The following is an 18209-nucleotide window of genomic DNA, read 5'->3' as shown; positions in this document are numbered from 1 at the left end:
CCCCTCTCCCGGGTTAGTCGCTCTGGAGCATCTCTTCGAGCTGTTCCTGCGCCTCCAGCCAGGCCATTTCGCACTCCTCAAGGCTGGATTTGGTTTTGGCCTGCACCTGCAGGCACTCGGTGAGCTCGGCTTTACGCGTCTGGTCATACAGGCCGCTGTCGCCCAGCTTCTCTTCCACGGTAGCCAGCTGCGCGTTGAGCTTCTCCATCTCTTTTTCCAGACGGGTGATCTCTTTACGCAGCGGCTGGGTTTGGGTACGCAGCTCTGCCTCGCGACGCTTCTGATCCTTACGCGCCTGGGCGCTGTTGGCGTTATCTTTGGCCCCTTCCGCAGGCTGGCTCTCCTGCTTCTGCACGTCGCTCAGCCACTGCTGATAATCTTCCAGATCGCCGTCGAAAGGCTCTACTTTGCTGTCGTGTACCAGGTAGAGGTCGTCGGTGGTGGAGCGCAGCAGGTGACGGTCGTGCGAGACCACCACCAGCGCGCCTTCGAATTCGATTAAGGCTTCGGTCAGGGCCTGGCGCATGTCCAGATCCAGGTGGTTGGTCGGTTCATCGAGCAGCAGCAGGTTCGGGCGCTGCCAGACGATCAGCGCCAGCACCAGACGCGCTTTTTCGCCGCCGGAGAAGCGCTCGGTCTTCTCGGTCACCTTATCGCCCTGGAAGCCGAAGCCGCCCAGGTAATCCCGCAGTTTCTGCTCCATCTCCTGCGGGGCCAGACGCGCCAGGTGCTGCAGCGGGGATTCATCCGCGCGTAAAAATTCCAGCTGATGCTGGGCGAAATAGCCGAGCTTAATGCCCTTCGCCAGACCGATATCGCCGCGAACCGGGGCCAGCTCGCCCGCCAGCAGCTTAATCAGGGTCGATTTACCGGCGCCGTTGCGCCCGAGCAGCCCGATACGCGAACCCGGGACCAGGTTGAGCTTAATGGAGTCGAGAATGATGCGATCGCCATAGCCGGCGCTGACCTTTTCCATCTTCAGCAGCGGATTGGGCAGGCTTTCCGGTGCCCGGAAGCTGAAGTGGAACGGGTTGTCGACGTGTGCCGGAGCAATCATCTCCATCCGTTCCAGCATCTTGATGCGGCTCTGGGCCTGTTTGGCTTTGGAGGCCTTGGCCTTGAAGCGATCGACAAAGCTTTGCAGATGCGCCACCCGCTGCTGCTGGCTTTCGTACATCGCCTGCTGCTGGGAGAGACGCACCGCGCGCTGGCGCTCAAACGAGCTGTAGTTGCCGGTGTATTCGAACATTGATTCCTGTTCGATATGGATAATTTTGTCCACCACCGGGTCGAGGAAGTCACGGTCGTGGGAAATCAGAATCAGAGTGCCCTGATAGCTCTTGAGCCACTTCTCCAGCCAAATAACCGCATCGAGATCGAGGTGGTTAGTCGGTTCATCGAGCAGCAGCAGATCGGAGCGGCAGATCAGCGCCTGGGCCAGGTTGAGACGCATACGCCAGCCACCGGAGAAGTCGCTGACCGGACGTTCCAGCTGTTCATTGCTGAACCCCAGACCGTGCAGAAGGGTGGAGGCGCGGGAGCGGATGGTCCAGGCGTCGATGGCATCGAGTTTGCCGTGGACAGTGGCAATCGCGTGGCCATCGTTGCGTTCGTTGGCGGCTTGCAGTTCGGCTTCCAGTTTGCGGTACTCCCGGTCGCCGTCAATAACATAGTCCATCGCCGGTACGCTCAGGGCAGGCGTTTCCTGGTTTACCCAGGCCAACTGCCAGTTGCCCGGGTAAGTAAAATTACCGCCGTCGGCAGCGATCTCGTTTTTCAGCAATGACAGTAACGTGGATTTACCGCAGCCGTTTTTGCCCACCAGGCCCACTTTCTGACCCGGGTTAATGGTGGCTGTAGCGTTGTCCAGCAGGACGCGAACGCCGCGACGAATTTGTAATGAGGAGAAAACAATCATAGAGCGCCGTATGTTCCGACTATGTTAAGTTGTAATTATAATCAGGTTAAATGTGCCGCCACGCGCCGCGTGGGTGTGCCATGGTAGCCCAAAATAACAGTGATGACGACCCGGGAGAGGAATGATGTCCCAGACAGCAAAAGTGCTGCTGCTGTATGCCCATCCGGAGTCGCAGGACTCGGTCGCCAACCGGGTTTTGCTCCAGCCGGCATTACGGCTCAGTAATGTGACGGTGCACGATCTCTACGCGCACTACCCCGATTTTTTTATCGACATCCCTCATGAGCAGGAGCTGCTGCGCCAGCACGACGTCATCGTGTTCCAGCATCCGCTTTACACCTACAGCTGCCCGGCGCTGCTGAAAGAGTGGCTCGATCGCGTGCTGAGCCGCGGTTTTGCCAGTGGGGTGGGAGGAAACCAGCTGGCGGGAAAGTACTGGCGGAGCGTGATTACCACCGGCGAGCCAGAGAGTGCCTATCGCCACGATGGGCTTAACCGCTACTCCATGAACGACATTCTGCGCCCGTTCGAGCTGACGGCGGCCATGTGCCGCATGCACTGGCTGAGCCCGATCGTTATCTACTGGGCGCGTCGGCAGCATCAGAGTGAGCTGGCCAGCCATGCCAGGGCCTACGGCGACTGGCTGGCGGCCCCCAATCTGACGGGAGGCCGCTGATGGAAGGTTCCGATCTGTTGCTGGCGGGGGTGCTGTTTCTGCTCGCTGCCGTGGTGGCGGTGCCGCTGGCTGCGCGACTGGGTATTGGCGCGGTGCTCGGCTATCTGCTGGCGGGTATCGCTATCGGCCCCTGGGGGCTGGGATTTATCAGCGATGTGGACGAAATCCTGCACTTCTCGGAGCTGGGTGTCGTCTTTCTGATGTTTATTATCGGCCTCGAGCTGAACCCGTCGAAGCTCTGGCAGCTACGGCGGTCCATCTTCGGCGTGGGCGCCGCACAGGTGATCGGTAGCGCGGTGATCCTCGGTGGGCTGCTGATGCTGGACCATTTCTCGTGGCAGGCGGCGGTGGTGGGCGGGATTGGGCTGGCGATGTCCTCGACCGCGATGGCCCTGCAGCTGATGCGCGATAAGGGCATGAACCGCAACGAAGCGGGGCAGCTGGGTTTCTCCGTCCTGCTGTTTCAGGATCTGGCGGTGATCCCGGCGCTGGCCCTGGTACCGCTGCTGGCGGGTTCGGGCGACGAGCATTTCGACTGGATGAAAATCGGCATGAAGGTGCTGGCCTTTGCCGGCATGCTGGTGGGCGGGCGCTATCTGCTGCGCCCGGTGTTCCGCTTCATTGCGGCGTCCGGGGTGCGGGAAGTGTTTACCGCCGCCACGCTGCTGCTGGTGTTGGGCTCGGCGCTGTTTATGGATGCGCTGGGGCTGTCGATGGCGCTGGGGACCTTTATTGCCGGCGTGCTGCTGGCGGAGAGTGAGTACCGGCACGAGCTGGAAATTGCTATCGATCCGTTTAAAGGGCTGCTGTTAGGGCTGTTCTTTATCTCGGTCGGTATGGCGTTGAATCTGGGCGTGCTTTATACCCATATCCTGGCCGTGGTGCTGGGCGTGGCGGTGCTGATCGCCGTTAAAATGCTGGTGCTGTACGGGCTGGCACGGATATACGGTCTGCGTCACCCGGAGCGCGCGCAGCTTGCCGGGGTGCTGAGCCAGGGGGGAGAGTTCGCTTTTGTGCTCTTCTCCACAGCATCGTCCCAGAGATTGTTTCAGCATGATCAGATGGCGCTGCTGCTGGTGACCGTCACGCTGTCGATGATGACCACGCCCCTGCTGATGAAGCTGATTGATAAACGCCTGTCGCGGCGTATTAATGCGGCTGACGACGAGCATGAAGCGCCCTGGGTGGACGATGATAAACCGCAGGTGATTGTGGTGGGCTTCGGGCGTTTTGGTCAGGTGATTGGCCGCCTGCTGATGGCGAACAAAAAGCGTGTGACGGTGCTGGAGCGTGATATCAGCGCGGTTAACCTGATGCGGAAGTACGGTTACAAGGTCTATTACGGTGATGCCACCCAGGTCGAGCTGCTGCGCTCTGCTGGTGCAGAAGCGGCGGAGTCGATTGTCATCACCTGTAACGAGCCGGAAGATACCATGAAGCTGGTGCAGATCTGCCAGCAGCATTTTCCGCATCTGCATATCCTGGCGCGAGCGCGCGGGCGTGTAGAGGCCCATGAGCTGCTCCAGGCCGGAGTGAAGCAATTTACCCGCGAGACCTTCTCCAGTGCGCTGGAGCTGGGGCGTAAGACGTTAGTGACGCTGGGTATGCATCCGCATCAGGCCCAGCGCGCGCAGTTACACTTTCGCCGTCTGGATATGATGATGCTGCGTGAGTTAATGCCGGTGCATACCGATACGGTGCAAATTTCCCGGGTGCGGGAAGCGCGCCGCGAGCTGGAAGAGATCTTCCAGCGCGAGATGCAGCAGGAGCGTCGGCAGCTGGACGGCTGGGATGAATTTGAATAACGAGGTAGAGAATGGCGGTACGTAAACGCTTTATCGCCGGTGCGAAATGCCCGGCCTGTCAGGCGCAGGACTCGCTGGCCATGTGGCGCGAGAACAATATCGATATTGTTGAGTGTGTTAAGTGCGGACACCAGATGCGTGAAGCGGACAAAGAGGCTCGCGAGCATGTTCGCAAAGAAGAGCAAGTGATCGGGATTTTTCATCCGGACTAGCGATATGCCCTGAGTTTTTTTAAGCTAAAGGGTACACGGGTGCAGATTTCCGTTACAATCTGCGCCAGCAATTTTCCCACGCTCAGGAGATATCATGAAAGTAGCAAAAGACCTGGTGGTCAGCCTGGCCTATCAGGTACGTACAGAAGACGGTGTGTTGGTTGATGAGTCTCCGGTGAGTGCGCCGCTGGACTACCTGCACGGTCACGGTTCCCTGATTTCCGGTCTGGAAAACGCGCTGGACGGTCACGAAGTTGGCGACAAATTTGACGTTGCTGTAGGCGCAAACGACGCTTACGGTCAGTACGATGACAACCTGGTGCAGCGCGTTCCTAAAGACGTGTTCATGGGCGTTGACGAACTGCAGGTTGGCATGCGTTTCCTGGCTGAAACTGACCAGGGTCCGGTTCCAGTAGAAATCACTGAAGTTGAAGATGACCACGTTGTGGTTGATGGCAACCACATGCTGGCTGGCCAGAACCTCAAGTTCAACGTTGAAGTGGTTGCTATCCGCGAAGCCACTGAAGAAGAGCTGGCTCACGGCCACGTTCACGGTGCGCACGGTCATGACCACGATCACGACCACGGTCACGACGGTTGCTGCGGCGGTCACGGCCACGATCACGACCATGGTCACGACCACGGTAAAGGCGGTTGCGGTAATGGCGGCTGCGGTTGCCACTAAGCTTCAGGCTCAAAAAAAAGCGGGAATATCCCGCTTTTTTTACGTCTCAATAATGGGGCGGTGGCGTCTCTTCCGACTGCGACGCAATGTGCGATGCTTGCGACGCTTTCACTTTTTCAGTTAAAAGACGCAGCAAATCCCTCAGTTTTGCCATTTCCAGCTCGTGGGCCGTCACGGTCTGGTTCAGCTCATCGATGGTGATCTCCTGAAAAGCCAGGCGGCTTTCAAGCTCAGCCAGTCGTGCTTCCATATCTGTATTCTGCATGATTCACCTCGTTGGTCTCGTTTACCCCGTTCGGGGCTGGCGGCGGCGGATTTTACCCGAGATTATCCGCGCGCGCAGTAAACATCCCATTGCTGCGAAACTAATTTAAACAAAAATAGTCTGAAATGTGGTGCTAATCAGGGGTGTCTACCTGTAGATTTGTTCCTCAACGTTTTATAGTACGCTTCTCATTTACGCTTAATACGGGGTGAGAGTCCCCGGCCCTGGAGAAATGGATGAAATCACTGTTTAAAGTAACGCTGCTGGCGACCACGATGGCTGTCGCTCTGCATGCGCCGCTGACTTTCGCTGCCGATGCAGCAAAGCCTGCTGCGACTGCTGACAGCACTGCGGCGTTCAAAAATGACGACCAGAAGTCAGCCTACGCGCTGGGCGCATCTCTGGGCCGTTACATGGAAAACTCTCTGAAAGAGCAAGAAAAACTGGGCATCAAGCTGGATCAGACTCAGCTGATCGCCGGTGTTCAGGATGCGTTTGCTGATAAGAGCAAACTGTCAGACCAGGAAATCGAGCAGACTCTGCAGGCTTTCGAAGCGCGCGTGAAAGGCGCAGCGCAGGAGAAGATGGAGAAAGACGCGGCTGAAAACGAAACGAAAGGTAAAACCTACCGTGAAGCTTTCGCTAAAGAGAAAGGCGCGAAAACCTCTCCTACTGGCCTGGTCTATAAAGTAGAGAAAGAAGGTACCGGCGACGCACCGAAAGACAGCGATACCGTAGTGGTTAACTACAAAGGTACCCTGACCGACGGTAAAGAGTTCGATAACTCTTACACCCGTGGTGAGCCGCTCTCCTTCCGTCTGGACGGTGTTATCCCTGGCTGGACTGAAGGCCTGAAGAACATCAAGAAAGGCGGTAAAATCAAGCTGGTCATCCCACCGGATCTGGCCTACGGCAAAACTGGCGTCCCGGGTATCCCGGCTAACTCCACGCTGGTATTCGATGTAGAGCTGCTGGACATTAAGCCAGCGCCGAAAGCGGATGCTAAGCCTGACGCGAAGCCAGAAGCGCCAGCAGAAGCCACCAAGAAGTAAATCGGTAACAACCGCCGCCCCTGAAGCGGCGGTTTTTTTATTATGGTGCAGATATAATTAACACTGGAAGCGCTACCTACGCTGTATTAATTTAGTTGCCCGTGTAAATAATGAGCCTGCCCTGAAAACCTACCGACAGGCTCCTGAAAAGGAGTGTTTTTTTCATGACCAGGTCGCTTTTAACCAACGAAACCAGCGAACTTGATCTGCTGGATCAACGTCCTTTCGATCAGACCGATTTCGATATTCTGAAATCCTACGAAGCGGTAGTGGACGGGTTAGCGATGCTCATTGGGTCCCACTGCGAAATCGTATTGCACTCCCTGCAAGATCTGAAATGTTCTGCCATCCGCATTGCCAATGGTGAGCATACTGGCCGTAAAATTGGCTCGCCAATCACCGACCTTGCACTGCGTATGCTGCACGACATGACCGGCGCGGACAGCAGCGTCTCAAAATGTTATTTCACCCGCGCCAAGAGCGGTGTCCTGATGAAGTCCGTGACGATTGCCATCCGCAACCGCGATCATCGGGTGATTGGTTTGCTGTGCATCAACATGAACCTCGATGTGCCGTTCTCCCAGATCATGAACACCTTTATTCCGCCAGAAACGCCGGATGTCGGATCCTCCGTTAACTTTGCCTCCTCGGTTGAAGATCTCGTCACCCAGACGCTGGAATTCACCATCGAAGAAGTCAATGCCGATCGCAATGTGTCCAACAATGCCAAGAATCGCCAGATCGTGCTTAACCTCTATGAAAAAGGCATTTTTGATATCAAGGATGCGATTAACCAGGTGGCCGATCGTCTCAATATCTCCAAACACACGGTGTATCTCTATATCCGTCAGTTCAAGAGCGGCGATTTCCTGGGGCATGAGAAGTAATGCGTTTTGCATTAATGGTGACAGGCCCGGCTTACGGTACGCAGCAGGCCAGCAGTGCGTTGCAGTTTGCACGCGCACTGCTGTCTGCCGGACACGAGCTGGTCAGCGTCTTTTTTTATCGGGAAGGCGTGTATAACGCCAACCAGCTGACCTCTCCCGCCTCTGATGAGTTTGACCTGGTGCGCGCGTGGCAATCGCTGAATGAGCAGCACGGGGTTGAGCTGCACATCTGTGTGGCGGCGGCGCTACGTCGCGGCATAAGCGATGCGAACGAAGCGCAGCGTCTGGGCCTGCCAGCCGCCAATCTAAATGACGGCTTTTTACTCAGCGGCCTCGGGGCGCTGGCGCAAGCCGCATTAACCTGCGACCGAATGGTGCAATTCTGATGAACCGCGTGGCTTTTGTCTTTACCTCTGCTCCGCATGGCAGTGCCGCCGGAAGGGAAGGGCTGGATGCGTTACTGGCGACCTCTGCGCTGACGGAAGAGATCGGTGTGTTCTTTATCGGCGACGGTGTGTTTCAACTGCTTGCCGGTCAGCAGCCGCAGGCTATACTGGCGCGCGACTATATCGCGACCTTTAAAGTCCTGCCGCTGTATGACATCGAGACGTTTTACGTCTGTGCCGCCTCCCTGCAGGCGCGCGGTCTGAGTGAAAACACGCCCTTTGTTCTCGATGCCACCGTGGTTGCGCCGGAGGTATTGCGTGAACATCTTGCCCACTTCGACACAATCCTGACCTTCTGAGGCCGTCATGCTCCATACCCTGAGCCACTCGCCCTGGCAATGCGACATAGAAAGCCTGTTGAGCATGTTGCGTGAAGGCGATGCCCTGCTGCTTATCCAGGATGGCGTTCTGGCGGCGGTAGAAGGCAGTCGCTATGTTGATATTCTCAGTAATGCCCCCATCTCTGTCTCTGCGCTTAAAGATGACATCGATGCCCGCGGTCTTACTGGTCAAATTTCAGCCAAAATTGACGTGGTTAGCTATACTGATTTCGTCAATCTGGCCGTCCAGCACGCCGGTCAAATGAACTGGTGATGCGAGATCGCTGTATATTTCTTGACACCTTTTCGACGTAGCCCTAAAATTTCGCGTCCTCATATTGTATGAGGGCGTTTTATTACGTGTTTACGAAGCAAAAGCTAAAACCAGGAGCTATTTAATGGCAACAGTTAACCAGCTGGTACGCAAACCACGCGCTCGCAAAGTTGCAAAAAGCAACGTGCCTGCGCTGGAAGCCTGCCCGCAGAAACGTGGCGTATGTACTCGTGTATATACCACCACTCCTAAGAAACCAAACTCCGCACTGCGTAAAGTATGCCGTGTGCGTTTGACTAACGGTTTTGAAGTGACTTCCTACATCGGTGGTGAAGGTCACAACCTGCAGGAACACTCCGTGATCCTGATCCGTGGTGGTCGTGTAAAAGACCTTCCGGGTGTTCGTTACCACACCGTTCGTGGTGCGCTTGACTGCTCCGGCGTTAAAGACCGTAAGCAATCTCGCTCCAAGTATGGCGTGAAACGTCCTAAGGCTTAATGGTTCTCCGTTAAGTAAGGCCAAACTGATTTATCTTAATGTCATACTAAACTCTTAGAGTTTTGGACAATCCTGAATTAACAACGGAGTATTCCCATGCCACGTCGTCGCGTCATTGGTCAGCGTAAAATTCTTCCAGATCCGAAATTCGGATCAGAACTGCTGGCAAAATTTGTAAATATCCTGATGGTAGATGGTAAAAAATCTACTGCAGAAGCAATCGTATACAGCGCGCTTGAGACCCTGGCTCAGCGTTCTGGTAAAAATGAACTGGAAGCTTTCGAAGTCGCTCTCGACAACGTTCGCCCAACTGTAGAAGTTAAGTCCCGCCGCGTTGGTGGTTCTACTTATCAGGTTCCAGTTGAAGTTCGTCCGGTTCGTCGTAATGCTCTGGCAATGCGTTGGATCGTTGAAGCTGCTCGTAAACGCGGTGATAAATCCATGGCTCTGCGTCTGGCGAACGAACTTTCTGATGCTGCAGACAACAAAGGTACTGCAGTTAAGAAACGTGAAGACGTTCACCGTATGGCAGAAGCCAACAAGGCGTTCGCACACTACCGTTGGTAATCCCTTCGGAGTATTAGTCACCAGGCGGGCGCTTCAGCGAAGCAGCCCGCTTTGGGTTACTTAACTGAACGCCTAAAAAGATAAACGAGGAATCAAATGGCTCGTACAACACCCATCGCACGCTACCGTAACATCGGTATCAGTGCGCACATCGACGCCGGTAAAACCACTACCACCGAACGTATTCTGTTCTACACCGGTGTAAACCACAAAATCGGTGAAGTTCATGACGGCGCCGCTACCATGGACTGGATGGAGCAGGAGCAGGAGCGTGGTATTACCATCACCTCCGCAGCGACTACTGCATTCTGGTCTGGTATGGCTAAGCAGTATGAACCGCATCGCGTAAACATCATCGACACCCCGGGGCACGTTGACTTCACCATCGAAGTAGAACGTTCCATGCGTGTTCTTGATGGTGCGGTAATGGTTTACTGCGCAGTTGGTGGTGTTCAGCCGCAGTCTGAAACCGTATGGCGTCAGGCAAACAAATACAAAGTTCCACGCATCGCGTTCGTTAACAAAATGGACCGTATGGGTGCTAACTTCCTGAAAGTTGTTGGTCAGATCAAATCCCGTCTGGGCGCGAACCCTGTTCCGCTGCAGCTGGCAATTGGTGCTGAAGAAGGCTTCACCGGCGTTATCGACCTGGTGAAAATGAAAGCCATCAACTGGAACGATGCAGATCAGGGCGTTACCTTCGAATACGAAGATATCCCGGCTGACATGCAGGATCTGGCTGACGAATGGCACCAGAACCTGATCGAATCCGCAGCAGAAGCTTCAGAAGACCTGATGGAGAAATACCTGGGTGGTGAAGAACTGACTGAAGAAGAGATCAAAAAAGCTCTGCGTCAGCGCGTTCTGAACAACGAAATCATCCTGGTAACCTGTGGTTCTGCGTTCAAGAACAAAGGTGTCCAGGCGATGCTGGATGCGGTAGTTGACTACCTGCCATCCCCGGTAGACGTTCCTGCGATCAACGGTATCCTGGACGACGGTAAAGACACGCCGGCTGAGCGTCACGCAAGTGATGAAGAGCCGTTTGCTGCTCTGGCGTTCAAAATCGCTACCGACCCGTTCGTGGGTAACCTGACGTTCTTCCGCGTGTACTCTGGTGTGGTTAACTCCGGTGACACCATCCTGAACTCAGTGAAAGCTGCACGTGAGCGTTTCGGTCGTATCGTACAGATGCACGCGAACAAACGTGAAGAGATCAAAGAAGTTCGTGCGGGCGACATCGCTGCTGCTATCGGTCTGAAAGACGTGACTACTGGTGACACCCTGTGTAACCCAGATCACCCAATCATTCTGGAGCGCATGGAGTTCCCTGAGCCGGTAATCTCTATCGCCGTTGAACCAAAAACCAAAGCTGACCAGGAAAAAATGGGTCTGGCTCTGGGCCGTCTGGCTAAAGAAGACCCATCATTCCGCGTATGGACTGATGAAGAATCTAACCAGACCATCATCGCTGGTATGGGTGAACTGCACCTCGACATCATCGTTGACCGTATGCGTCGTGAATTCAACGTTGAAGCTAACGTAGGTAAACCTCAGGTTGCTTACCGTGAAGCGATTCGTCAGAAAGTTTCCGATGTTGAAGGTAAACACGCTAAGCAGTCTGGTGGTCGTGGTCAGTATGGTCACGTTGTGATCGACATGTACCCACTGGAGCCGGGCTCTAACCCTAAAGGTTACGAGTTCATCAACGACATTAAAGGTGGTGTGATTCCTGGCGAATACATCCCTGCCGTTGATAAAGGCATCCAGGAGCAGCTGAAGTCTGGTCCACTGGCTGGTTACCCGGTAGTAGACATGGGTGTTCGTCTGCACTTCGGTTCTTACCATGACGTTGACTCCTCTGAACTGGCGTTTAAACTGGCAGCTTCTATCGCCTTTAAAGAAGGCTTTAAGAAAGCGAAACCAGTTCTGCTTGAGCCGATCATGAAGGTTGAAGTAGAAACTCCTGAAGAGAACACCGGTGACGTTATCGGTGACTTGAGCCGTCGTCGCGGTATGCTGCGTGGTCAGGAATCTGAAGTAACTGGCGTTAAGATCCACGCTGAAGTTCCGCTGTCTGAAATGTTCGGATATGCAACTCAGCTGCGTTCTCTGACCAAAGGTCGTGCATCATACACCATGGAATTCCTGAAGTATGATGATGCGCCGAACAACGTTGCTCAGGCCGTAATTGAAGCCCGTGGTAAATAATCCACAGGATTAAAACCTAAGTCCCGTGCTCTCTCCAAAGGGGAGAGCACTATAGTAAGGAATATAGCCGTGTCTAAAGAAAAATTTGAACGTACAAAACCGCACGTCAACGTTGGTACTATCGGCCACGTTGACCACGGTAAAACTACCCTGACCGCTGCAATCACTACCGTTCTGGCTAAAACCTACGGTGGTTCTGCTCGTGCATTCGACCAGATCGATAACGCGCCAGAAGAAAAAGCTCGTGGTATCACCATCAACACTTCCCACGTTGAATATGACACCCCGACTCGCCACTACGCACACGTAGACTGCCCGGGCCACGCCGACTATGTTAAAAACATGATCACCGGTGCTGCGCAGATGGACGGCGCGATCCTGGTTGTTGCTGCGACTGACGGCCCTATGCCTCAGACCCGTGAGCACATCCTGCTGGGTCGTCAGGTAGGCGTTCCTTTCATCATCGTGTTCCTGAACAAATGCGACATGGTTGATGACGAAGAGCTGCTGGAACTGGTTGAGATGGAAGTGCGTGAGCTGCTGTCTCAGTACGACTTCCCGGGCGACGACACCCCAATCGTTCGCGGTTCCGCGCTGAAAGCGCTGGAAGGCGAAGCAGAGTGGGAAGAGAAAATCATCGAACTGGCTGGCTACCTGGATTCTTACATCCCAGAGCCAGAGCGTGCGATTGACAAGCCGTTCCTGCTGCCTATCGAAGACGTATTCTCCATCTCCGGCCGTGGTACCGTTGTTACCGGTCGTGTAGAGCGCGGTATCGTTAAAGTTGGCGAAGAAGTTGAAATCGTTGGTATCAAAGAGACTGCCAAGTCTACCTGTACCGGCGTTGAAATGTTCCGCAAACTGCTGGACGAAGGCCGTGCCGGTGAGAACGTTGGTGTTCTGCTGCGTGGTATCAAACGTGAAGAAATCGAACGTGGTCAGGTTCTGGCTAAGCCAGGCTCAATCAAGCCGCACACCAAGTTCGAATCTGAAGTGTACATCCTGTCCAAAGACGAAGGCGGCCGTCATACTCCGTTCTTCAAAGGCTACCGTCCACAGTTCTACTTCCGTACTACTGACGTGACCGGTACCATCGAACTGCCAGAAGGCGTTGAGATGGTAATGCCAGGCGACAACATCAAGATGGTTGTTACCCTGATCCACCCAATCGCAATGGACGATGGTCTGCGCTTCGCAATCCGCGAAGGCGGCCGTACCGTTGGCGCGGGTGTTGTTGCTAAAGTTCTGGGCTAATTAATTATCCCTGAATTAAAAAGGACGCTTCGGCGTCCTTTTTTTGTTGTCCTGCAGTTCTCCCTGTCACAAATTTTCGCATTTTTTGTAGGCTCCCGCCCCGTATCTTCGTGCTTGTGCTATTGTAATCATAATTATTCTCACTTACACTTTGCGCATATTTTGAACGGGAGTGGTTATGTACGTTTGTTTATGTAATGGTGTGAGTGACAAAAAAATTCGTCAGGCCGTTCGCCAGTTTCAACCACAATCTTTTCAGCAGCTGCGTAAGTTTGTTCCGGTGGGAAATCAATGCGGTAAGTGCGTTCGCGCTGCCCGTGAGATCATGCAGGACGAATTGATGCAGATCCCGGAATACAAAGAGATTGCCTGAGGCTCATTCTTTTTTTTGACATCCCTGTAGCCCCATCTACGCTTCAATAAGTGGAAGCGGAGGGACTATAATGAAAGGTGATATTAAAATCATAAGTTATCTCAATAAATTATTGGGAAATGAGCTTGTCGCAATCAATCAATACTTTCTCCACGCGAGAATGTTCAAGAACTGGGGTCTGACTCGCCTCAACGACGTCGAATACCATGAATCCATTGATGAGATGAAACACGCCGATAAGTATATCGAGCGTATTTTGTTTCTTGAGGGGATCCCCAACTTGCAGGATCTCGGCAAGCTGGGTATCGGTGAAGACGTCGAAGAGATGCTGCGATCCGATCTGGCGCTGGAACTCGATGGCGCAAAAGATCTTCGTGAAGCCATCGCTTATGCGGACAGCGTTCACGACTACGTCAGCCGCGATATGATGATTCAGATCCTGGCCGATGAAGAAGGGCATATCGACTGGCTCGAAACTGAGCTGGATCTTATCGGTAAAATCGGCCTGCAGAATTACCTTCAGTCGCAAATCAAAGTGGAAAGCTGATCAGACTTTGCCCGCCCATCATTAAACCTGCTGCCGCCATAAAAGGTCCAAAAGGCAGCGGGTTTTTTAATATCTGTTCTCCGGGTTTACAAAGGGAGCGTATCAACAGATACAGCGTCGCCAGCAGAGCTGCCGCTAGTGCCAGCGCAGGAAGTACACACCAACCATGCCATGCGCCCAGCGCGCCCAGATACTTCACGTCACCGTATCCCAGCCCTTCACGTTTGCGTATCAGTTTATAAGCCCAATAAATCATCGCGAAGCCGGCGTAACCCGCGATCGCACCCAAGACCGCGCTTGCCAGAAAATCGGGATGAAGGCAGAGGTGATAAAGCAAACCTGCCCAGAGCAGTGGACAGAGATATTTGTCCGGCAGCAGATGCGAACGGATATCCGCACGAACTAATAAGCAGGTTAAACCCAGGTAGATAAACAGGAAGGGGAGGGTGGTGAGCATCGTTCATGGCCTCTATGGAATGTGTACGGCCATTCTCCACTCAATTCGTAAGGTTAAACAAACAGCGAAATTCAACCCTGCGTAAAGCCTTCCTGACTATCGGTATGTTACGGCAACTTTGCAAAACAATTGCGAGCCGCTACGCAAAACTGTACGGTGCCGTCTATTTCCTAAACGGGGCTTGCGTCCTGCCCAGATTTACGTATAATGCGCGGGCTTGTCGTAATTGACAGCTGGTTCAATCTGAACCCAGGCAACACTGTTTTTCGTTGCCTAACAATGCTCCCAATTGGGGGGCTACGTAAGAACGGTTACACTCTCCCATCAATCGTAATGGGTTTGAGTAGTAATCATTTTCGTTTATAAAATAATTGGAGCTCTGGTCTCATGCAGAACCAAAGAATCCGTATCCGTCTTAAAGCGTTTGATCATCGTCTGATCGATCAATCAACCGCGGAAATCGTCGAGACTGCTAAGCGCACTGGTGCGCAAGTCCGTGGTCCGATCCCGCTGCCGACCCGCAAAGAGCGCTTTACCGTTCTGATCTCCCCGCACGTTAACAAAGACGCGCGTGATCAGTACGAAATCCGCACTCACAAGCGTCTGGTTGACATCGTTGAGCCAACCGAGAAAACCGTTGATGCTCTGATGCGTCTGGATCTGGCTGCCGGTGTAGACGTGCAGATCAGCCTGGGTTAATCAGGTCATCGAGCGATTGAGAGGTTGATACAATGATTGGTTTAGTCGGTAAAAAAGTGGGCATGACCCGCATCTTCACTGAAGATGGCGTATCTATCCCAGTAACCGTAATCGAAGTTGAAGCAAACCGCGTTACTCAGGTTAAAGATCTGGCTAACGATGGCTACCGTGCCGTTCAGGTTACCACTGGTGCTAAAAAAGCTAACCGTGTAACCAAACCGGAAGCGGGTCACTTCGCTAAAGCTGGCGTTGAAGCTGGCCGTGGTCTGTGGGAATTCCGTCTTGCTGAAGGCGAAGAGTTCACCGTAGGTCAGGACATTAGCGTTGAGCTGTTTGCAGAAGTTAAAAAAGTTGACGTAACCGGTACCTCTAAAGGTAAAGGTTTTGCTGGTACCGTTAAGCGCTGGAACTTCCGTACTCAGGATGCCACGCACGGTAACTCCTTGTCCCACCGCGTTCCGGGTTCTATCGGTCAGAACCAGACTCCGGGCAAAGTGTTCAAAGGCAAGAAAATGGCAGGTCAGCTGGGTAACGAACGTGTGACCGTTCAGAGCCTGGACGTAGTACGTGTTGACGCTGAGCGCAACCTGCTGCTGGTTAAAGGTGCAGTTCCGGGTGCAACCGGTAGCGACCTGATCGTTAAACCAGCTGTGAAGGCGTAAGGGGATAGCAATGGAATTAGTATTGAAAGACGCGCAGAGCGCGCTGACTGTTTCCGAAACTACCTTCGGTCGTGATTTCAACGAAGCGCTGGTTCACCAGGTTGTTGTTGCTTATGCAGCTGGTGCTCGTCAGGGTACTCGTGCTCAGAAGACTCGTGCTGAAGTAACTGGTTCCGGCAAAAAGCCGTGGCGCCAGAAAGGTACCGGCCGTGCGCGTTCAGGTTCTATCAAGAGCCCGATCTGGCGTTCCGGTGGCGTGACCTTCGCTGCTCGCCCGCAGGACCACAGTCAAAAAGTTAACAAAAAGATGTACCGCGGCGCGCTGAAAAGCATCCTGTCCGAACTGGTACGTCAGGATCGTCTGATCGTTGTCGAATCTTTCTCTGTAGAAGCGCCTAAAACTAAGCTGCTGGCACAGAAACTGAAAGACATGGCTCTGGAAGATGTGCTGATCATCACCGGTGAGCTGGACGAGAACCTGTTCCTGGCCGCACGTAACCTGCACAAGGTTGACGTACGCGATGCGACTGGTATCGACCCGGTTAGCCTGATCGCCTTCGACAAAGTCGTAATGACTGCTGATGCTGTTAAGCAAGTTGAGGAGATGCTGGCATGATTCGTGAAGAACGTCTGCTGAAGGTGCTTCGTGCACCGCACGTTTCTGAAAAAGCGTCTGCTGCGATGGAAAAAACTAACACCATCGTTCTCAAAGTTGCTAAAGACGCGACCAAAGCAGAAATCAAAGCTGCTGTGCAGAAACTGTTTGAAGTCGAAGTCGAAGTCGTTAACACCCTGGTAGTTAAAGGGAAAGTTAAACGTCACGGACAGCGTATCGGTCGTCGTAGCGACTGGAAAAAAGCTTACGTCACCCTGAAAGAAGGCCAGAACCTGGACTTCGTTGGCGGCGCTGAGTAAGTCGGAGGAGTAATACAATGGCAGTTGTTAAATGTAAACCGACATCTCCGGGTCGTCGCCACGTTGTTAAAGTGGTCAACCCTGAGCTGCACAAGGGCAAGCCTTTTGCTCCGTTGCTGGAAAAGAACAGCAAATCCGGTGGTCGTAACAACAATGGCCGTATCACCACTCGTCACATCGGTGGTGGCCACAAGCAGGCTTATCGTATTGTTGACTTTAAACGCAACAAAGACGGTATCCCAGCAGTTGTTGAGCGTCTTGAGTACGATCCGAACCGTTCCGCGAACATCGCGCTGGTTCTGTACAAAGATGGCGAACGCCGTTACATCCTGGCCCCTAAAGGCCTGAAAGCTGGCGACCAGATTCAGTCTGGTGTTGATGCTGCAATCAAAGCAGGTAACACCCTGCCGATGCGCAATATCCCGGTTGGTTCTACCGTTCATAACGTAGAAATGAAACCAGGTAAAGGCGGTCAGCTGGCACGTTCCGCTGGTACTTACGTTCAGATCGTTGCGCGCGATGGTGCTTATGTCACCCTGCGTCTGCGTTCTGGTGAAATGCGTAAAGTCGAAGCAGACTGCCGCGCTACTCTGGGCGAAGTTGGCAATGCTGAGCATATGCTGCGCGTTCTGGGTAAAGCAGGTGCTGCACGCTGGCGTGGTGTTCGTCCTACCGTTCGCGGTACTGCGATGAACCCAGTCGACCACCCACATGGTGGTGGTGAAGGTCGTAACTTTGGTAAGCACCCGGTAACTCCGTGGGGCGTTCAGACCAAAGGTAAGAAGACCCGCAGCAACAAGCGTACTGATAAATTTATCGTACGTCGCCGTAGCAAATAATATTAGAGGATAAGCCATGCCACGTTCTCTCAAGAAAGGTCCTTTTATTGACCTGCACTTGCTGAAGAAGGTAGAGAAAGCGGTGGAAAGCGGAGACAAGAAGCCCCTGCGCACTTGGTCCCGTCGTTCAACGATCTTTCCTAACATGATCGGTTTGACCATCGCTGTCCATAATGGTCGTCAGCACGTTCCAGTCTTTGTTTCCGACGAAATGGTCGGTCACAAACTGGGTGAATTCGCACCGACTCGTACTTATCGCGGCCACGCTGCTGATAAAAAAGCGAAGAAGAAATAAGGTAGGAGGAAGAGATGGAAACTTTAGCTCAACATCGCCATGCTCGTTCTTCTGCTCAGAAGGTTCGCCTTGTTGCTGACCTGATTCGCGGTAAGAAAGTGTCGCAGGCCCTGGACATCCTGACCTATACCAACAAGAAAGCTGCGGTATTGGTTAAGAAGGTACTGGAATCTGCCATTGCTAACGCTGAACACAACGATGGCGCTGACATTGACGATCTGAAAGTCGCGAAAATCTTCGTAGACGAAGGCCCAAGCATGAAGCGCATTATGCCGCGTGCGAAAGGTCGTGCAGATCGCATCCTGAAGCGCACCAGCCACATTACTGTGGTTGTGTCCGATCGCTGAGACT

At 53.5% G+C, this 18209-nt stretch carries 25 protein-coding genes; 22 read left to right on the top strand and 3 right to left on the bottom strand.

The window, feature by feature from the left end:
• Positions 1 to 13: 13 nt before the first annotated feature.
• Positions 14 to 1918, bottom strand: coding sequence for an ABC transporter ATP-binding protein (locus tag AAHB66_RS21635; RefSeq protein WP_347114506.1), 1905 nt, complete (start codon positions 1916 to 1918; stop codon positions 14 to 16).
• Positions 1919 to 2039: 121 nt separating this feature from the next.
• Between AAHB66_RS21635 and kefG the strand changes: the two genes are divergently transcribed.
• From kefG to slyD, 4 genes are all read left to right on the top strand, one after another.
• Positions 2040 to 2594 (top strand): glutathione-regulated potassium-efflux system ancillary protein KefG, encoded by a 555-nt coding sequence (gene kefG / locus AAHB66_RS21630; RefSeq protein ID WP_347114505.1) that lies wholly within the window; start codon positions 2040 to 2042, stop codon positions 2592 to 2594.
• A complete protein-coding gene (gene kefB / locus AAHB66_RS21625; protein ID WP_347114504.1) occupies positions 2594 to 4399 on the top strand; it encodes a glutathione-regulated potassium-efflux system protein KefB in 1806 nt (601 codons plus the stop codon). Before kefG ends, kefB begins: the two co-directional genes overlap by 1 nt.
• 11 nt (positions 4400 to 4410) lie before the next feature.
• The gene (locus tag AAHB66_RS21620; protein ID WP_039031545.1) at positions 4411 to 4611 is read left to right on the top strand and encodes a YheV family putative zinc ribbon protein; all 201 of its coding nucleotides are present in this window, start codon (positions 4411 to 4413) and stop codon (positions 4609 to 4611) included.
• 94 nt (positions 4612 to 4705) lie between these two features.
• Positions 4706 to 5296 carry a peptidylprolyl isomerase gene (gene slyD, locus AAHB66_RS21615; protein WP_142487339.1) on the top strand — a complete coding sequence of 197 codons (591 nt, stop codon included), beginning with the start codon at positions 4706 to 4708 and terminating at the stop codon, positions 5294 to 5296.
• 46 nt (positions 5297 to 5342) lie between these two features.
• Here slyD and AAHB66_RS21610 read toward each other — a convergent pair whose 3' ends face one another.
• Entirely contained in the window at positions 5343 to 5561 is a 219-nt protein-coding gene (locus AAHB66_RS21610; RefSeq protein WP_142487338.1) for a protein SlyX, read from the bottom strand.
• Between the two features lie 236 nt (positions 5562 to 5797).
• Between AAHB66_RS21610 and fkpA the strand changes: the two genes are divergently transcribed.
• From fkpA to bfr, 11 genes are all read left to right on the top strand, one after another.
• Entirely contained in the window at positions 5798 to 6613 is an 816-nt protein-coding gene (gene fkpA / locus AAHB66_RS21605) for an FKBP-type peptidyl-prolyl cis-trans isomerase (RefSeq protein ID WP_347114502.1), read from the top strand.
• Between the two features lie 164 nt (positions 6614 to 6777).
• Positions 6778 to 7500: a transcriptional regulator gene (locus AAHB66_RS21600; RefSeq protein WP_032614730.1), complete on the top strand. Its 723-nt coding sequence runs from the start codon at positions 6778 to 6780 to the stop codon at positions 7498 to 7500.
• Positions 7500 to 7886, top strand: coding sequence for a sulfurtransferase complex subunit TusD (gene tusD / locus AAHB66_RS21595; protein ID WP_347114500.1), 387 nt, complete (start codon positions 7500 to 7502; stop codon positions 7884 to 7886). The genes AAHB66_RS21600 and tusD overlap by 1 nt, the downstream gene beginning before the upstream one ends.
• Positions 7886 to 8245 carry a sulfurtransferase complex subunit TusC gene (gene tusC / locus AAHB66_RS21590; RefSeq protein WP_347114498.1) on the top strand — a complete coding sequence of 120 codons (360 nt, stop codon included), beginning with the start codon at positions 7886 to 7888 and terminating at the stop codon, positions 8243 to 8245. The genes tusD and tusC overlap by 1 nt, the downstream gene beginning before the upstream one ends.
• 7 nt (positions 8246 to 8252) lie before the next feature.
• Positions 8253 to 8540, top strand: a complete 288-nt coding sequence (gene tusB / locus AAHB66_RS21585) for a sulfurtransferase complex subunit TusB (protein ID WP_347114497.1) — start codon at positions 8253 to 8255, stop codon at positions 8538 to 8540.
• Between the two features lie 124 nt (positions 8541 to 8664).
• Complete coding sequence (gene rpsL / locus AAHB66_RS21580; protein WP_003023654.1) at positions 8665 to 9039, top strand: 30S ribosomal protein S12; 375 nt, start codon at positions 8665 to 8667, stop codon at positions 9037 to 9039.
• Positions 9040 to 9135: 96 nt separating this feature from the next.
• Positions 9136 to 9606, top strand: a complete 471-nt coding sequence (gene rpsG / locus AAHB66_RS21575; RefSeq protein ID WP_004106370.1) for a 30S ribosomal protein S7 — start codon at positions 9136 to 9138, stop codon at positions 9604 to 9606.
• A 96-nt stretch (positions 9607 to 9702) separates the two neighbouring features.
• Positions 9703 to 11817 carry an elongation factor G gene (gene fusA / locus AAHB66_RS21570; RefSeq protein WP_337018941.1) on the top strand — a complete coding sequence of 705 codons (2115 nt, stop codon included), beginning with the start codon at positions 9703 to 9705 and terminating at the stop codon, positions 11815 to 11817.
• 69 nt (positions 11818 to 11886) lie between these two features.
• The gene (gene tuf / locus AAHB66_RS21565; protein ID WP_142487803.1) at positions 11887 to 13071 is read left to right on the top strand and encodes an elongation factor Tu; all 1185 of its coding nucleotides are present in this window, start codon (positions 11887 to 11889) and stop codon (positions 13069 to 13071) included.
• A 178-nt stretch (positions 13072 to 13249) separates the two neighbouring features.
• Complete coding sequence (gene bfd / locus AAHB66_RS21560; RefSeq protein WP_008503493.1) at positions 13250 to 13444, top strand: bacterioferritin-associated ferredoxin; 195 nt, start codon at positions 13250 to 13252, stop codon at positions 13442 to 13444.
• Between the two features lie 70 nt (positions 13445 to 13514).
• Positions 13515 to 13991 carry a bacterioferritin gene (gene bfr / locus AAHB66_RS21555; protein WP_142487331.1) on the top strand — a complete coding sequence of 159 codons (477 nt, stop codon included), beginning with the start codon at positions 13515 to 13517 and terminating at the stop codon, positions 13989 to 13991.
• Here the strand turns inward: bfr and AAHB66_RS21550 are convergent.
• Positions 13975 to 14448 (bottom strand): A24 family peptidase, encoded by a 474-nt coding sequence (locus tag AAHB66_RS21550; RefSeq protein WP_347114494.1) that lies wholly within the window; start codon positions 14446 to 14448, stop codon positions 13975 to 13977. The genes bfr and AAHB66_RS21550 overlap by 17 nt on opposite strands.
• A 387-nt stretch (positions 14449 to 14835) precedes the next feature.
• On the opposite strand from AAHB66_RS21550, the gene rpsJ reads away from it, so the two are divergent.
• Genes rpsJ through rplV form a run of 7 tightly spaced genes read left to right on the top strand, consistent with a single transcriptional unit; the run spans position 14836 to position 18205 of the window.
• Complete coding sequence (rpsJ, locus tag AAHB66_RS21545; RefSeq protein ID WP_001181005.1) at positions 14836 to 15147, top strand: 30S ribosomal protein S10; 312 nt, start codon at positions 14836 to 14838, stop codon at positions 15145 to 15147.
• A gap of 32 nt (positions 15148 to 15179) precedes the next feature.
• Positions 15180 to 15809 (top strand): 50S ribosomal protein L3, encoded by a 630-nt coding sequence (gene rplC, locus AAHB66_RS21540; protein ID WP_016538466.1) that lies wholly within the window; start codon positions 15180 to 15182, stop codon positions 15807 to 15809.
• Between the two features lie 10 nt (positions 15810 to 15819).
• A complete protein-coding gene (gene rplD, locus AAHB66_RS21535) occupies positions 15820 to 16425 on the top strand; it encodes a 50S ribosomal protein L4 (RefSeq protein ID WP_003031119.1) in 606 nt (201 codons plus the stop codon).
• Entirely contained in the window at positions 16422 to 16724 is a 303-nt protein-coding gene (gene rplW, locus AAHB66_RS21530; protein ID WP_004868363.1) for a 50S ribosomal protein L23, read from the top strand. The genes rplD and rplW overlap by 4 nt, the downstream gene beginning before the upstream one ends.
• A 17-nt stretch (positions 16725 to 16741) precedes the next feature.
• On the top strand, positions 16742 to 17563 hold the full coding sequence (rplB, locus tag AAHB66_RS21525; RefSeq protein WP_000301859.1) for a 50S ribosomal protein L2: 822 nt from the start codon (positions 16742 to 16744) through the stop codon (positions 17561 to 17563).
• 16 nt (positions 17564 to 17579) lie between these two features.
• Entirely contained in the window at positions 17580 to 17858 is a 279-nt protein-coding gene (rpsS, locus tag AAHB66_RS21520) for a 30S ribosomal protein S19 (protein WP_001138115.1), read from the top strand.
• Positions 17859 to 17872: 14 nt separating this feature from the next.
• A complete protein-coding gene (rplV, locus tag AAHB66_RS21515; protein ID WP_002919773.1) occupies positions 17873 to 18205 on the top strand; it encodes a 50S ribosomal protein L22 in 333 nt (110 codons plus the stop codon).
• Positions 18206 to 18209 lie beyond the last annotated feature (4 nt).

Origin of the sequence: Leclercia sp. S52 (assembly GCF_039727615.1) — a bacterium.
GTDB classification, from domain to species: Bacteria; Pseudomonadota; Gammaproteobacteria; order Enterobacterales; family Enterobacteriaceae; genus Enterobacter; species Enterobacter adecarboxylatus_B.
This window is presented reverse-complemented; position numbering and strand designations above follow the sequence as displayed.

Coding starts and splice junctions, on each gene's coding strand:
- AAHB66_RS21635 (WP_347114506.1), bottom strand. CDS start 1,918: ATGATTGTTTTCTCCTCATTACAAATTCGTCGCGGCGTTCGCGTCCTG.
- kefG (WP_347114505.1), top strand. CDS start 2,040: ATGATGTCCCAGACAGCAAAAGTGCTGCTGCTGTATGCCCATCCGGAG.
- kefB (WP_347114504.1), top strand. CDS start 2,594: ATGGAAGGTTCCGATCTGTTGCTGGCGGGGGTGCTGTTTCTGCTCGCT.
- AAHB66_RS21620 (WP_039031545.1), top strand. CDS start 4,411: ATGGCGGTACGTAAACGCTTTATCGCCGGTGCGAAATGCCCGGCCTGT.
- slyD (WP_142487339.1), top strand. CDS start 4,706: ATGAAAGTAGCAAAAGACCTGGTGGTCAGCCTGGCCTATCAGGTACGT.
- AAHB66_RS21610 (WP_142487338.1), bottom strand. CDS start 5,561: ATGCAGAATACAGATATGGAAGCACGACTGGCTGAGCTTGAAAGCCGC.
- fkpA (WP_347114502.1), top strand. CDS start 5,798: ATGAAATCACTGTTTAAAGTAACGCTGCTGGCGACCACGATGGCTGTC.
- AAHB66_RS21600 (WP_032614730.1), top strand. CDS start 6,778: ATGACCAGGTCGCTTTTAACCAACGAAACCAGCGAACTTGATCTGCTG.
- tusD (WP_347114500.1), top strand. CDS start 7,500: ATGCGTTTTGCATTAATGGTGACAGGCCCGGCTTACGGTACGCAGCAG.
- tusC (WP_347114498.1), top strand. CDS start 7,886: ATGAACCGCGTGGCTTTTGTCTTTACCTCTGCTCCGCATGGCAGTGCC.
- tusB (WP_347114497.1), top strand. CDS start 8,253: ATGCTCCATACCCTGAGCCACTCGCCCTGGCAATGCGACATAGAAAGC.
- rpsL (WP_003023654.1), top strand. CDS start 8,665: ATGGCAACAGTTAACCAGCTGGTACGCAAACCACGCGCTCGCAAAGTT.
- rpsG (WP_004106370.1), top strand. CDS start 9,136: ATGCCACGTCGTCGCGTCATTGGTCAGCGTAAAATTCTTCCAGATCCG.
- fusA (WP_337018941.1), top strand. CDS start 9,703: ATGGCTCGTACAACACCCATCGCACGCTACCGTAACATCGGTATCAGT.
- bfd (WP_008503493.1), top strand. CDS start 13,250: ATGTACGTTTGTTTATGTAATGGTGTGAGTGACAAAAAAATTCGTCAG.
- bfr (WP_142487331.1), top strand. CDS start 13,515: ATGAAAGGTGATATTAAAATCATAAGTTATCTCAATAAATTATTGGGA.
- AAHB66_RS21550 (WP_347114494.1), bottom strand. CDS start 14,448: ATGCTCACCACCCTCCCCTTCCTGTTTATCTACCTGGGTTTAACCTGC.
- rpsJ (WP_001181005.1), top strand. CDS start 14,836: ATGCAGAACCAAAGAATCCGTATCCGTCTTAAAGCGTTTGATCATCGT.
- rplC (WP_016538466.1), top strand. CDS start 15,180: ATGATTGGTTTAGTCGGTAAAAAAGTGGGCATGACCCGCATCTTCACT.
- rplD (WP_003031119.1), top strand. CDS start 15,820: ATGGAATTAGTATTGAAAGACGCGCAGAGCGCGCTGACTGTTTCCGAA.
- rplW (WP_004868363.1), top strand. CDS start 16,422: ATGATTCGTGAAGAACGTCTGCTGAAGGTGCTTCGTGCACCGCACGTT.
- rplB (WP_000301859.1), top strand. CDS start 16,742: ATGGCAGTTGTTAAATGTAAACCGACATCTCCGGGTCGTCGCCACGTT.
- rpsS (WP_001138115.1), top strand. CDS start 17,580: ATGCCACGTTCTCTCAAGAAAGGTCCTTTTATTGACCTGCACTTGCTG.
- rplV (WP_002919773.1), top strand. CDS start 17,873: ATGGAAACTTTAGCTCAACATCGCCATGCTCGTTCTTCTGCTCAGAAG.